The organism is Tabrizicola aquatica (genome assembly GCF_002900975.1).
GTDB classification, from domain to species: domain Bacteria; phylum Pseudomonadota; class Alphaproteobacteria; order Rhodobacterales; family Rhodobacteraceae; genus Tabrizicola; species Tabrizicola aquatica.
Genome location: NZ_PJON01000001.1, coordinates 818,804 through 832,743, shown reverse-complemented (window position 1 = coordinate 832,743; position 13,940 = coordinate 818,804). Strand labels below are relative to the sequence as shown.

Genomic DNA, 13,940 nt, shown 5'->3' with positions numbered 1-13,940 from the left:
AGGACTTTCGGATGGACCGGATTGAGGACAAGCCGCCGACGCGGGCGGTAACATGGGCTGTGTTGGGCCTGGCATCGATGACGATCATGGCGAATGCCACGGTCGCCTCGTCGCTGCCGGGCTTGCGTGCGCATTATGCCGACGTGCCGCATATCGACACGCTGGCCGGGCTGATCGTGACGCTGCCCTCGCTGGCCATCGTGCTGAGCGCGGGGCTGATGGGGGTGCTGATCGACCGCTGGGACCGGCAGAAGCTGTTGCTGCTGACGGCAGTCCTTTACGCGGTCGGGGGCACATCCGGGCTGTGGGCAGAGAGCCTGTGGGCGATGCTGGTGGGCCGGCTTGCGCTGGGGCTGGGCGTTGCGGGGACGATGAACCTGGGGATGACCTGGGCCAGCGACCTGTGGCAGGGGCCGGCGCGGGCGCGGTTTCTGGGGATGCAGGGGGCGGCGATTTCGGGGGCGGGGATCGTGTTCATGCTTTTGGGCGGGCTTCTGGCCAGCTACCACTGGCGCGGGGCTTTTGCCGTCTATGCGCTGATCCTGCCGATTGCCTTCCTGGCCTTCGCCGCGCTTGGCCCCCATGCCCGCCGCATCGCGGCCGAGCGTGACCATCCGAAACCGGCGCAAAGCACGGCGGAGCGATTTCCCTGGGCCGCCTTTGCCTTCATCGCGCCGCTGGCGTTCCTGTTCCAGGCCGCGTTCTACATCACGCCAACCCGGCTGCCGTTTCACCTGGAGGCGCTGGGGACCACCAGCCCGCTGGTGGTTGGCGCGCTGATGGCGGCGCTGGTCACCGTCTCGGCCCCGGTATCGCTGATGTATGGCCGCATCCGGGCGCGGTTGTCGGCGATGACGATCTTCGGGCTGTCTTTCGTGCTGATCGGGGCGGGGTTCGTCGCCCATGCCATGGCAAGCGATTGGCATGGCGTGCTGGCGGGGTCGATGATCGCCGGGCTGGGCATGGGGATCTCGATGCCGAATTACACGACCTGGTTCATGGCGCGGGTGCCGGCCACGATGCGGGGTCGCGCCTCGGGCCTGCTTACGACGGCGTTCTTCCTGGGGCAGTTTGCCTCGCCGCTGGTGTCGGCGCCGCTGGTGGCGGCCTTCGGCCTGGCGGGGACTTTCGCGGTCGTGGGCGGCGCTTTGGTTGCGCTGGGGGGCGGGCTTTGGGCGCTGCACCTGCTGCGCCCCGAGCCTGGCTTTGCCGAAACCTGACGCGCAGGCCCCGGCCCCGAGGCGGGTCGGGGTCAGCCCTCGGCCCGGACCTCGGCCACGATTTCGCGCATTGCTTCCAGCGGGACATAACCGCGCAGCATCATCGACTTCAGGACAAAGGTCGGGGTGCCCGAGATTTCCATCTTGTCGGCCAGCGCATGGTTGGCCTGGATCACCGACATGACCTCGGGCGCATCCATCCGGTCCAGGATCGGCTGCGCCTCGAACCCCAGATCGGTGGCCAGCCGGCCCAGGGTGTCGACCGTCGGCTCGCCCCGCAGCGCGATCAGCGCGTCGTGCGCCGATTTATAGGCCGCATCCCCGTGCAACTGCCGCACCGCGATGGCAAACTGGGACGAAAGCAGCGAAGCCTCGCCGAGGATCGGGAACTCCTTCACCACAAAGCGGATGTTGCCGTCGGATTTCACCAGTTCCTCGACCTCGGTATAGGCCTTGCGGCAATAGCCGCAGCGATAGTCCATGAATTCGACCAGGACGATGTCGCCCTCGGGGTTGCCGCCGACCCAGTCGTCGGGGCTTTCGAAGATCACCTGGGCGTTCTCGGCAAGCATCTGGAGGTCACGGTTAGCGGCGGCCTGATCCTCACGCGATTGCAGGATGTCCATCGCCTCGATCAGAACCTCGGGGTTCTCCAGAAGATAGGCGCGGACCTCCTCGCGGAAGGCGGCGCGCTCTTCCGGGGTCATCTCGGCCTGGGCGGGCAGGGTCATCAGGCCTGCGGCCAGGGCGGCGGCGGCAAGGCGGCGCATCGGGGGCATCCGTGGTCTCCATCTGAGGCCGGTCGCACCGATGCGGCGGCGGCGCGCAGGATGGGCGCGCGCGCGGCGAAGATCAAGGCGGGTCTCCCATCGTCGCCCGTTTGTGATCTTCGCGGCTTTCTGCCGTGGCCGAATTTACTTTTCCCCGGGCAAGGGGCATGAACGCGCCATGCGTGCGCTGATCCTGTCCCTGCTGATTGTCCTTGCCGTCCCGGCCCCCGCGCAGGAGCTGTCGGCTTTGGCCCGGCTGGATGCGGCGGCATCCTCGGTCACGGCGACGGGCGAGGGGCTGGCGTTGGACCTGGCGATCTCGCAGCCCGCGCCCTGGCGCATCCGCTTTCTGGACGCGCCGCCCCGCCTGATCCTGGACGCGCGCGAGATCGACTGGACCGGCAGCGCCGGGCTGGAGGTGCCGCCGGCGATCACCGCTCTGCGGGCGGGCAGTTTCCGTCCCGGCTGGTCGCGGCTGGTGGTGGAACTGGCCGGCCCGCACCGGCTGACGGCGGCCGAGATGGTGACCGACCCCTCTGGCACGGCGATCCGGCTGGCCCTGGTCCCGACCGATCCGGCCAGCTTCGCGGCCGAGGCCGCGCGTCCCGACCTGCCGGAATGGGCCGCGCCCGACCCGGCCGAGCTTCCGGTGCTGTTGCCGCAGGGAGGGGGGCCGATTACCGTGGTTCTGGACCCCGGCCACGGCGGCATCGACCCGGGCGCGGAACGGGAGGGCCAGACCGAGGCCGACCTGATGCTGACCTTCGCGCGCGAGTTGAAAGAGGTCCTCTTGCGCGACGGCCGTTTCAGCGTGGTGATGACGCGCGAGGAGGACGTGTTCGTGCCGCTGGAGACCCGCACCTCGATCGCCCGCAGCGCCGAGGCCGACCTCTTCCTGTCGCTGCACGCCGACGCCCTGGCCGAGGGCGAGGCACAGGGGGCAACGGTCTATACGTTGGCCGAGGACGCGACCGACGCCGCCAGCGCCGCCCTGGCCGAACGCCATGACCGCGACGACCTGCTGGCCGGCGTGGACCTGAGCGATCAGGACGACGTGGTGGCGCAGGTCTTGATGGACATGGCCCGGACCGAGACCCGGCCGCGCACCGACCGGCTGGCGCAGGCGATGGTGGCCGCGATCAAGGGCGCGGACATTCGGATGCACCGCAACCCGCTGCAATCGGGTGGGTTTTCGGTGCTGAAATCGCCCGACATCCCCTCGATCCTGCTGGAGGTGGGGTTCCTGTCCTCCGAGCGCGACTTTGCCCGGCTGACTGATCCGGCCTGGCGCGCCCGGATGGCCGAGGCGCTGCGGCAGGCGCTTCTGGCCTGGGCGGACGAGGACGCCGCCCTGCGCGGCGCGGCCCAACCCTGACCGTGGCGCAATTCCCCGCCACCGCCCGCAAAAGTGACCGCCCAAGGTTTTGACGCCGGGCCGCGTCTGGTATAGTGCAGGCCGGGCAATCAAGGGGAGTGGCGGGTGCTTCGTTTCGTCGGCAATGTACTGGGCGGCATCTTCACCGCGCTGACCCTGGGCATGGTCTTTGCCGCGCTGACGGTCGGCGGCATCTTCTACATGTATTCCCGCGACCTGCCCAGCTATGAGGCCCTGTCGCAATACACCCCCGCCACGATCAGCCGGATCTACTCGGGCGAGGGTGAGATCATCGACGAATTCGCCCGCGAGCGGCGGCTGTTCGTCCCGGCCGAGGATATTCCCGACCTGGTGAAGCAGGCCTTCATCAGCGCCGAGGACAAGAATTTCTACACCCACCACGGCTATGACACCCGCGGCATGGTCGCGGCCCTGGTCGAGGCCGTGCAAACCCGCGGCGAGCGGGTGCGGGGGGCCTCGACCATCACCCAGCAGGTGATGAAGAATTTCCTTCTGTCCTCGGACCGGACCGCCGAGCGCAAGATCAAGGAGATCATCCTGGCCGCCCGCGTCGAAGGCGCGATGTCGAAGGAAAAGATCCTGGAGCTGTATCTGAACGAGATCTTCCTCGGTCAAAACTCCTATGGTGTCGCGGCGGCGGCGCAGACCTATTACAACAAGACCCTGTCCGAGCTTTCGGCGGCCGAGGTGGCCTATCTGGCCGCGCTGGCGCAGCGGCCGGGCAACCTGCATCCGGTGCGCCAGAAGGACGACGCCGTCGCGCGCCGGAACTACGTTCTGGGCGAGATGCTGGACAACGGCTATATCGACCAGGCGACGCATGATGCGGCGGCTGCGGCTCCGCTGGAAACCGTGCAGGGCGGCGATTTCGAGGCGTTCCGCGAAAGCCTGCCGCCGCGCGATTACTTCACCGACGAAATCCGCCGCCAGCTTTCGGGCACCTTCGGCGAGGAAGAGTTCTTCTCGGGCGGGTTGACGATCCGCGCGACGGTGGACCCCGACCTGCAGGCCGATGCCGCCGCTGCCCTGCGCGCCGGGCTGGAGGAGTTCGACCGAAACCAGGGCCTGTGGCGCGGGACCGGCAAGGTGATCCCGTCCGATCAACTGGGGTCCGAGGAAACCTGGCGCGCCGCCTTGGCCGCGTTGGAAGTGCCGCGCGACATTCCCGCCTGGTTCCCGGCCGTGGTGCTGGAGGTCGGCGATACCGCCGCCCGCATCGGCATCGAGGGCGTTGCCGAGGATGAGGATGGCCATTTCATCCCGGCCGAGGACGTGACCTGGGCCCGCAAACTGCTGGAAGGCGGGGAGCGGGGTCCGCGCGCGAAGGTGGCGGGTGACCTCGTCTCGGTCGGCGATGTGGTGCTGGTGCGGGCGGTGACGAACGACGACGGCACGTTCAACCGCTGGTCGCTGCGGCAGATCCCGGAAGTTCAGGGCGCCTTCATGGCGATGGACGTGAACACCGGCCGCGTCCTGGCGATGCAGGGCGGGTTCAGCTATCAGGATTCGGTCTTTAACCGCACCACACAGGCGACGCGCCAGCCCGGGTCCAGCTTCAAGCCCTTCGTCTATGCTGCCGCGCTGGACAGCGGGTTCACCCCCGCCACCATCGTCGTCGACGCGCCCATTGAGATCGAGACGCCGCAGGGCCTTTGGACGCCGAAGAACGCGTCGAACAAGTTCTACGGGCCGACGCCCCTGCGCACGGGCATCGAGCAAAGCCGGAACCTGATGACGATCCGTATCGCGCAGGAAATCGGGATGCAGACTGTCGCCGGCTATGCCGAACGCTTCGGGGTCTATGACCGGATGGGGCCGTTTCTGGCCAACTCGCTTGGCGCGCAGGAGACGACGCTGTTCAAGATGGTCGCCGCCTATGCCATGTTCGCCAACGGCGGCGAGCGGGTAGAGCCGACGTTGGTCGACCGCGTGCAGGACCGCTATGGCCGCACGATCTATCGCCACGACCAGCGGGTGTGCGAGGATTGCTTAGCCACCGACCTTGCGCCGGGGCAGGGGGTGCGCATCACCTCGAACCGCGAGCGGGTGATGAACGCGATCACCGCCTATCAGCTGACCAGCATGATGGAGGGCGTGGTGTCGCGCGGATCTGCCAGCCGTCTGGATCTGCCGGTGCCGATTGCGGGCAAGACCGGGACCACGAACGACGCCAAGGACGTGTGGTTTGTCGGCTACTCCTCGAACATCGTGGCGGGCTGCTACATCGGCTATGACCAGCCCCGCACGCTGGGCGAACGCGCCTATGGCGGCACGCTGTGCGTTCCGGTCTTCCAGGACTTCATGGAAGATGCGATCAAGAAATACGGCGGCGGCAAGTTCGCCGTGCCCCCAGGCGGCTATTTCATCAAGATCGACCGCTTCTCTGGCCAGCAACTGCCGCCGGATGCCACGGGCGACAACGTGGTGGCCGAATACTTCCGCGAAGGCGAAGAGCCGATCTTCGGCCTGGGCGCGATGGTCGATGGCGGCTTTGCCATGGGGTCGAACCTGCCGCTTTTCGCCTATGGCGAGGGGGAAGGCGGCGGCGATGCCGGCACCACCATCACCAATTCCGAAGGTGAACAAGTCGTCGTTCCGAAGAAGGCCGATTTCGGCACGGTTTCTTCCGGCGGGCTTTACTGACCCTGCTCTGCCGATCCGGCCGCGCCCTTGCCGGGGCGCGGTCAAAGCCTTATGACCCCTGGCCAAGATCAAGGACTGGACCCGACCCATGCGCGCCGAAACCCAAGCCAATATCGAGGCGATCGAAAAGACGCTGAAACTGCTGGCCCAGCGGATGGACTGGGAAACCGCGCCGCACCGGCTGGAAGAATTCGACGCCATGATCGAGGCGCCGGACCTGTGGAACGACCCAGCCAAGGCGCAAAAGCTGATGCGCGACCGTCAGGCGCTGATGGATGCGGTGAACGGCTACAAGATGCTGGCCGGTGGCTTGAAGGACAATGTCGAGCTGATCGAGCTGGGCGAGATGGAGGGTGACACCGAGATCGTGCGCGAGGCCGAGGCGGCGCTGTCCGATCTGGTCAAGGTGGCCGAGGCGAAAGAGCTTGAGGCGCTTCTGGACGGCGAAGCGGACGGGAACGACACCTTCCTGGAAATCAACGCCGGTGCGGGCGGGACGGAAAGCTGCGACTGGGCCTCGATGCTGGCGCGGATGTACGTCCGCTGGGCCGAGGCGCATGGCTTTACCGTTGAGCTGCAGTCCGAAAGCGAAGGCGACGGCGCAGGGATCAAGTCGGCCAGCTACAAGATCAGTGGCAAGAACGCCTATGGCTGGCTGAAGACCGAGGCGGGGGTGCATCGTCTGGTCCGCATCTCGCCCTATGACAGCGCGGCGCGGCGGCATACCAGCTTCTGCTCGGTCTGGGTCTATCCGGTGGTTGACGACAACATCGAGATCGAAGTTCAGGACAAGGACATCCGCATCGACACCTTCCGGTCGTCTGGCGCCGGTGGCCAGCACGTCAACAAGACCGACTCGGCCGTGCGGATCACCCACTTTCCATCCGGGATCGTGGTGACCTCGTCGCTGAAATCCCAGCACCAGAACCGCGACATCGCGATGAAGGCGCTGAAATCTCGGCTTTACCAGCAGGAACTGGACCGCCGCACCGCTTCGATCAACGAAGCGCACGAAAACAAGGGCGATGCCGGCTGGGGCAACCAGATCCGGTCCTATGTCCTGCAGCCCTACCAGATGGTGAAGGACCTGCGCACCGGTTACGAGACGTCGGACACGCAAGGTGTGCTGAACGGCGATCTTGACGGGTTCATGGCCGCCACGTTGGCGCTGAACGCCAGCGGCAAGAAGCGCGGCGATTTCGCCGACGTCGACTGACGGTCGGGCTTTCCGCACTGGCGGGGGCCTGCGGTTCGGCTAGCCTTGGGCGTTCCGTATGAGGCCCCCGATGCGCCCGGTCCTGATTGCCCTTTGTCTTGCCTCGCCCGCCCTGGCGCATGAGCCTGTGATCGACGACTGCGCAATCAGTGCCGCTGCCTGCCCGGTAGAAGTCCTGTTGCCGGGGCTGGCACCTCTGGACGGCTCTCCGCTCCTGACAGCGCCGGATCGGCTGACCTTTCTGGCGCATGGCGGGGTGGGGCCTGTTGCGGCCGAGGTTTCGCTGTCGGACGGCCAACTCCTGCGCGAGGTCCCGCTGCGGCTGCCCAAGGACGCCGACCTTTACGTCGGGTTGGTGGCAGCGGGGGGCCGGGGCTATGCCCTGTCGCTGTGGCACGGGGGCACGGAGTTGGGGCTGCAGTTCTTTGCCCCCGATGGCGCTGCCTTGGGCCTGCTGCCAGCCAGCTGGCCCGAGGGTTGGCCGCTGGAGATGAGCCTGGCCACTGCCATCACGCTGCTGGCGGGGCAGGGGGTGCTGACCTTTGACGGGGAGGAGCTGCGCGGCACGCTTTACCGCTTTGATCTGGCGGTATCGGCGGCGGATGGCGCGCTGACGGTGACCGAGACGCGCTCCGGCACCGGCGCGGTCGATACGCTGGGCGCCTATCTGGAGCGCCGGCTGGCCCGCCAGATCGACCCGGTCGGGGCCGAGGATGTGCATGTCGAAAGCGCGCTTGAGGCGGTGACGAGCTGGGCCTCGGACGGATCACCGTCGCGGCTGCTTTTGCGGTCGGCAGACGGTGGCGAGATCGCCTTTGACCAGCGCCTTGGCCCCGACCGGATGGGGCATGACTACTCGGCCGCGCGCGTCACCCCGGACGGCACCCGGCTGGCGGCGATCCGCACCACGGCGACCGAAAGCCGCCTGATGGTCTTTGACACCGCCACGACGGCCCCGGTGTTCGAGGCCCCGTTGCCCATCGGCTGCTGTGCGAGCGTGGTCTGGTTGCCGCAGGGCCGCATCGCCGTCTTGCAGGTCGACGGCGACGAGGGCGCGCGGCTTCTGGTCTTTCAGACCCGGTAGCAAAATCCTTGCCTGCCGCTTCACGCCGCGCGTAACATTGCGGCATGAGCGTCGCACATCCCCCATCCGTCCCGCAAATCAACGAGGTCGACATCTCGGACCTGCGGACCAGCCTTGCGCTTGGCTGGCAGGACTTCAAACGCGCGCCGCTGCTGGGGCTGGTCTTTTCGGCGGTCTATGTTCTGGGCGGCTGGCTGATCCTGTGGGCGATGACGGCCAAGGGCCAGATCTGGTGGACCCTGCCGGCCAGCGCCGGGTTCCCGATCCTTGGCCCGTTCATCGCCTGCGGCTTCTACGAGATCTCCCGGCGGCTGGAGACCGGTGAGGCCCTGCGCGCGGGTGAGGTTTTCGGGGTGATCCTGCGCCAGAAGGACCGGCAGATCCCGGCCATTGCGGCAGTGATCGTGGTCTATTTCCTGTTCTGGAACTTCCTGTCGCACATGATCTTTGCCCTGTTCCTGGGCAATGCGACGATGACCAATGTCTCGTCCTCGCTGGCGGTGTTCCTGTCGCCCGAGGGGATGACGATGCTGGCCTTTGGCACAGCGGTGGGGGCGATCTTTGCGACGCTCCTTTTCAGTCTGACGGTGGTCAGCCTGCCGATGCTTCTGGACCGCGAGGTGGATTTCGTGACCGCTATGCTGACCAGCTTCGCGCTGGTGCAGGCCAATCCGCGGGTGATGCTGTGCTGGGGCGCGCTGATCGCGGTTTGCCTGTTCGCCGGGATGCTGCCGGGGTTCCTGGGGCTTTTCGTCGTGCTGCCGCTGTTCGGCCACGCCAGTTGGCACCTGTATCGCCGGGCGATCACCTGACAGGTCGGGCGACCAGCAGTGCCAGCAGGGCAGCCAGCGCCGCCGCAAGGCTCGCGACCAGCGCCACCGTGCCGAAGGCCGCACCCGTCGCCGCCAGATGCGCGGCCCCGGTTCCTGTGACCCCGAAGCCCGGCGCGCCGGGACCATAGGCCGAAGCCGCCACCCGGCCCAGCAGCGCCACCGCCACCAGACCCGCCACCCGCGCCACCGCGTTGTTGATGCCCGAGGCGGCGCCCTGTTCGCCATCTTCGGCGCCCTGCATCGCCGCCGCCGTCAGGGGCGCCACCACCAGCCCCAGGCCCAGACCGGCAAGCGCGGTCAGCGGCACGACCAGTGCCCAGAATTGCCCGCCGGGCGCGGCCAGCCACAGCCCGGCATAGGCGCAAGCCACCAGGGTCGAGCCCGCCGCCATCAACACCCCCGCCCCCCAACGGTCCGCCAGCCGCCCCGCCGGGGCCGAAAGCACCGCGATCATCAGCGAGATCGGCAGAAAGGCGGCCGTCACCTCCAGCGCGCTGACCCCCCAGGCCGAGACGGCGGTCATCGGCAGGTAGAACATCACCCCGTTCAGCGCGAAATAAAGGGCCAGCGTCACCAGGTTGGTCACGGCAAGCGTCCGGTTGCGGAACAGGCCCAGCCGCAGCATCGGGGCAGGGGCCACCCGCTCCCACGCAAGGAAGCCGGCCAGCGTTGCCCCCGCCACGGCCCAGACCACCAGCGAGGCACCGGGTGCGATCAGCGCCCAGGCCAAAAGCCCAAGCCCGGCCGAAGCCAGGACCGCCCCCAGCGCATCGACCCGGATGCCGGGCTGCCCCCGGTCGCCCGGCGTGCGGCCGCGGATCAGCCAGACGGCCAGCAGGCCCAGGGGCAGGTTCAGCGCAAAGATCAGCCGCCAGCCCGCCTCGCCGCCCCAGGTGATAAGGGCACCGCCCAAGACCGGCCCCAGCGCCGTCGTCATGGTCGAGGCGGCGGCCCAAAGCCCCAGCGCGCGGCCACGCTCGGCCCTTGGATAGGCGCGCGAGACCATGGCCATCGACCCCGGCACCATCAGCGCCGCCCCGATGCCCTTGACCGTGCGCGCCGCGATCATCTGGCCGGCGTCCTGCGCTGCGGCACAGGCCAGCGAGGCCAGGACAAAGACCCAGATGCCGATGACAAAGACCCGCGCCGTCCCGAACCGGTCCCCCGCCGCCCCGCCCACCAGGACCAGGGCGGACAGCGCCAGAAGGTATGCGGCGTTGATCCACTGCGCCTGGGCCAGGGTCGCCCCCAGCGCCGTCCGCATCGCGGGCATGGCGATGGCGGTGACCGAACTGTCGATGAACCCCATCGACGACGCAAGGATCGCCGCCCACAGGACAGTGCGGCGGTCGGCCTTGGCACAAAAGGAAACGGGCACCGAGGGATGCCCCGATGCCCGCGCGATGGTCATGTCAGGTGGACCTTAGACAGCGTCGCCGGCGGCGGGCGTCTCAAGCCGCATCGAGGGGGCGGGCGCCGGGCGACCGTTGGCCAGCGGGTCTTCCTGACGCTGGACCGAGCCTTCGAAATGCGCACCGGATTCGATCGCGATGGTCTTGTGGATGATGTCGCCCTCGACCCGCGCGGTCGAGGTCAGACGCACCTTCAACCCGCGAACGCGGCCGATCACCCGGCCGTTCACGACGATGTCGTCGGCCACGATCTCGCCGCGGATGGTGGCGCTTTCGCCGACGGTCAGAAGATGCGCGCGGATGTCGCCTTCAACGGTGCCCTCGACCTGGATGTCGCCGGTGGTCCGCAGGTTGCCCACCACCGTCAGGTCCGACGACAGGACCGAGGCCGCAGCCTTGCCCTTCGGGGCCGAGGGGGTGAACTCCATGCTGGGCTTGGTCATCGGGGTCTCCGGGGTTTTGGGCTTCTCGACCTCGGCCTTGGGGCCCGGCTCGTTGATGCGGCTCTTAGAAAACATTCTTCGCTGCCTTTATGAAGGTCATCGGGTTCACGGCGGATCCGCCAAGGCGGACCTCGTAATGCAGATGGGTGCCGGTGGACCGGCCTGAGTTGCCCATATCACCGATCCGGTCGCCGCGCGAGACCCTTTGGCCCACTTCGACGCGCACCTGACTGAGATGTGCATAGCGCGTCTCGATGCCGAAGTCGTGGCGGATCTTCACCAGACGGCCATAGCCGTTGTCCCAGCCGGCATGGACCACGGTCCCGTCGGCGGTGGCGTAGATCGGGGTGCCATAGGCGCCTGCCATGTCGGTGCCTTCGTGCATCCGGTTGCCGGCGCCCTTGGGGTCGCGGCGATAGCCGAAGCCGCTGGTCCAGCGGAAGCTGTCCTTGACCGGCATGGCGAAGGGCAGCTTGAAGGCCGCGATGCGGTACATGTTCATCCGGTCCAGGCTGCCCAGGATCGCGTTCGCCCGCAATTCCTCGGCCGAAGGGGCCGCGCCCGAGGTCGAGAACGAGATCGGCGTCAGCGGGCCGCCCTGGCCGGAATAGCCGTCGCGCACCGCGTCCAGCAGATCCTCCGGCTCCATCCCCGCTTCGCGGAACATGTTGTCCAAAGGCTCGACCGAGATGGTCAGCGCCTCTTCCAGCTTGGTGAAGATCGCGTCGTTGCGCATTTCCAGCGCCGCCTTGGCGTCGGCGATGGCCTGCACCTCGGCGCGCGCGGCCTCGGCCTCGGCGATTTCGGCGTTGCGCTCTTCGGCGGCCATGCCCAGCGCGCCGGTCAGATATTCCAGCGTGGCCACGGTGTCGCGCGCGCGGCCCATCTCGGTCGCGCCGCCGGATTGTTCGTTCAGCGCCAGCGTCATGCGGTCGGCCTCGGCCCGGGCCTCGTCGCGTTCCTTGATCGTGCGGCGCAGCGTTTCCTGGATCGCGTCGATCCCGGTCTCCAACTCGCGCCGGCGGTCTTCCGAGGCCAGAAGCCGTTCCTGCATGTCCGAGACCTGGGCCAGCGCGATGTTGAAGCGGTCCTGCGCGCGGACGGCTTCCTCGGCCCGCAGGTCGCGGTCGGCGGACAGGGTGTTCAGCCGTTCCTCGTACATCGCCTGCTGGCGGGCGGACTGTTCGCGCGCCGATCCGGCACCGATCGAGTCCATCATGATCAACGCGGTTGCAACGATGGTCCAGGCCAGCGCCAGCGCGCCCCCGGCAAGTGCAATGATCTGGGTCGACGGACGCAAGCGGATGAAGCGCGTCTCGGTGTCGGATTTCAGGAACAGGCGCTGTTCGGGAAAATGCCGTTCCAGGCTAAGATGAATCCGATAGGCAAGACGGTTCAGCACGTGGGGGTCATCCGGTTCATGGCCTTGTGTGGCGTGCGAGGCACGGGCAGACGCGGGGTCGGCCCGGCGTGGCAACTGCTTACCGGCCGCATTTCAGCCCTGCAACAATTTTGACCACGTGCAGGGTTTTCCCGCGCGGCTGTTGAAATTTGTCGGCAAGAAACCGCCTATTCTCCATCCGTATAGGCCGACGACTCGGTCAGCGGCCAATAGAAATCGGGCGGAATTCCGGCTTCAGCGCGTTTTTCTTCGTTGAAAGGTGGTTTTAGCGCGCCGTGGAAGTAGCGACGCACCAGGTCGTGGAACACGTCCTTTGGATCCAGCCCCTCACGCCCGCAGAGCCAGTTGAACCATTTCGAGCCATAGGCGACGTGGCCCACTTCTTCGGCATAGATGGTTTCAAGGGCCGCGATGGCGCCGGTCACGCCGGCCTTGCGGAAGATTTCGATCATGCCGGGCGTGACATCCAGACCCCGCGCCTCCAGCACCATCGGCACGACGGCGAGGCGGCCCAGAAGATCGCCCGCCGTATCTTCGGCCGCACGCCACATGCCGGCATGGGCGGGCAGGGCGCCGTAATGGCTGCCCAGAGCCTCCAGGCAGTCGGAGACCAGGTTGAAATGCTTGGCCTCTTCGTCCGCGGCCTTGACCCAGTCGTCGTAGAAGCCCAGCGGCATCGGCTGGTCGGCGAAGCGGGCGATGATGTCCCAATGCAGGTCGACCGCGTTCAACTCGATATGCGCGACGGCATGCAGCAGGGCGATGCGCCCCGCCTCGCTGCCGGGTCGGCGGCGGGGGACATCCTTGGGGGCCAGAAGCTCGGGCCTGTCGGGGCGCGCCGGGCGCAGGGGTGGGGTCGCCTGACCGATGGGCAGGGGCTGGCCCGCCGCGCGGGCGGCGAACCAGGTGGCGGCGTGGCGGCGGCCCAGCGCGGTCTTGGCACGGCCGTCTGCGGTGGTCAGCACCTCCACCGCCATTTCCGCCAGGCTTTGTGTCATCGGTTTGGTCCCGCCGATCTGAGAGCTGCAAATTCCTTCGCAGGAATTTGGTCCCTATGTCACAGGGCGCGCACTGCGGCCAGCACCTCGTCGGCATGGCCCTTGACGCTGACCTTGGGCCAGACGCGCGCCACCATGCCTGCGCCGTCGATCAGGAAGGTCGAGCGTTCGATCCCCATGTATTTCTTGCCATACATGCTTTTCTCGACCCAGGTCCCATAATCCTCGCAGACCGTGCCGCCCTCGTCCGAGGCCAGGACGATCCCCAGCCCATGCTTCTTGCAGAACTTGTCGTGGCTTTTCACGCTGTCCTTGGAAATCCCGATCACCGTGGCCCCGGCGGCGGCGAAGTCGGCCAGGCGGGCGTTGAAATCCTGTGCCTCCAGCGTGCAGCCGGGCGTGTCGTCCTTGGGGTAGAAATACAGCACCACCTTGCCGGGTTTCAGCGCCGAGAGCGTCACCGTCCCGTCGCCGTCGCGCGGCAGGGTGAAATCGGGGGCGGGGCTTCCTTGGGAAATCATGC

At 67.5% G+C, this 13,940-nt stretch carries 12 protein-coding genes; 6 read left to right on the top strand and 6 right to left on the bottom strand.

Annotated features, from left to right (window positions below):
- Positions 1-11: 11 nt before the first annotated feature.
- On the top strand, positions 12-1,220 hold the full coding sequence (locus CXR42_RS04035) for an MFS transporter (protein WP_103256198.1): 1,209 nt from the start codon (positions 12-14) through the stop codon (positions 1,218-1,220).
- 32 nt (positions 1,221-1,252) lie between these two features.
- Here CXR42_RS04035 and CXR42_RS04030 read toward each other — a convergent pair whose 3' ends face one another.
- Complete coding sequence (locus tag CXR42_RS04030) at positions 1,253-1,990, bottom strand: DsbA family protein (protein ID WP_342749196.1); 738 nt, start codon at positions 1,988-1,990, stop codon at positions 1,253-1,255.
- Positions 1,991-2,168: 178 nt separating this feature from the next.
- Between CXR42_RS04030 and CXR42_RS04025 the strand changes: the two genes are divergently transcribed.
- The 5 genes from CXR42_RS04025 to CXR42_RS04005 all read left to right on the top strand — a co-directional run bounded on the left by CXR42_RS04025 (position 2,169) and on the right by CXR42_RS04005 (position 9,141).
- Positions 2,169-3,365, top strand: coding sequence for an N-acetylmuramoyl-L-alanine amidase (locus CXR42_RS04025; RefSeq protein WP_103256196.1), 1,197 nt, complete (start codon positions 2,169-2,171; stop codon positions 3,363-3,365).
- A gap of 105 nt (positions 3,366-3,470) precedes the next feature.
- Positions 3,471-6,029, top strand: a complete 2,559-nt coding sequence (locus CXR42_RS04020; RefSeq protein WP_103256195.1) for a penicillin-binding protein 1A — start codon at positions 3,471-3,473, stop codon at positions 6,027-6,029.
- Positions 6,030-6,117: 88 nt separating this feature from the next.
- Positions 6,118-7,245, top strand: coding sequence for a peptide chain release factor 2 (prfB, locus tag CXR42_RS04015; RefSeq protein WP_103256194.1), 1,128 nt, complete (start codon positions 6,118-6,120; stop codon positions 7,243-7,245).
- 70 nt (positions 7,246-7,315) lie between these two features.
- Positions 7,316-8,329 (top strand): TolB-like translocation protein, encoded by a 1,014-nt coding sequence (locus CXR42_RS04010; RefSeq protein WP_103256193.1) that lies wholly within the window; start codon positions 7,316-7,318, stop codon positions 8,327-8,329.
- A gap of 44 nt (positions 8,330-8,373) precedes the next feature.
- Positions 8,374-9,141, top strand: coding sequence for a DUF2189 domain-containing protein (locus CXR42_RS04005; RefSeq protein WP_103256192.1), 768 nt, complete (start codon positions 8,374-8,376; stop codon positions 9,139-9,141).
- Here CXR42_RS04005 and CXR42_RS04000 read toward each other — a convergent pair.
- The 5 genes from CXR42_RS04000 to CXR42_RS03980 form a co-directional block, all read right to left on the bottom strand.
- Positions 9,134-10,573, bottom strand: coding sequence for an MFS transporter (locus CXR42_RS04000; RefSeq protein WP_103256191.1), 1,440 nt, complete (start codon positions 10,571-10,573; stop codon positions 9,134-9,136). The genes CXR42_RS04005 and CXR42_RS04000 overlap by 8 nt on opposite strands.
- A 12-nt stretch (positions 10,574-10,585) precedes the next feature.
- The gene (locus CXR42_RS03995; protein ID WP_103256190.1) at positions 10,586-11,092 is read right to left on the bottom strand and encodes a bactofilin family protein; all 507 of its coding nucleotides are present in this window, start codon (positions 11,090-11,092) and stop codon (positions 10,586-10,588) included.
- Positions 11,082-12,419 (bottom strand): M23 family metallopeptidase, encoded by a 1,338-nt coding sequence (locus tag CXR42_RS03990; protein WP_103256189.1) that lies wholly within the window; start codon positions 12,417-12,419, stop codon positions 11,082-11,084. Before CXR42_RS03990 ends, CXR42_RS03995 begins: the two co-directional genes overlap by 11 nt.
- Before the next feature lie 167 nt (positions 12,420-12,586).
- The gene (locus CXR42_RS03985; protein WP_103256188.1) at positions 12,587-13,417 is read right to left on the bottom strand and encodes a ferritin-like domain-containing protein; all 831 of its coding nucleotides are present in this window, start codon (positions 13,415-13,417) and stop codon (positions 12,587-12,589) included.
- Positions 13,418-13,476: 59 nt separating this feature from the next.
- On the bottom strand, positions 13,477-13,938 hold the full coding sequence (locus CXR42_RS03980) for a peroxiredoxin (protein WP_103256187.1): 462 nt from the start codon (positions 13,936-13,938) through the stop codon (positions 13,477-13,479).
- Positions 13,939-13,940: the final 2 nt, after the last annotated feature.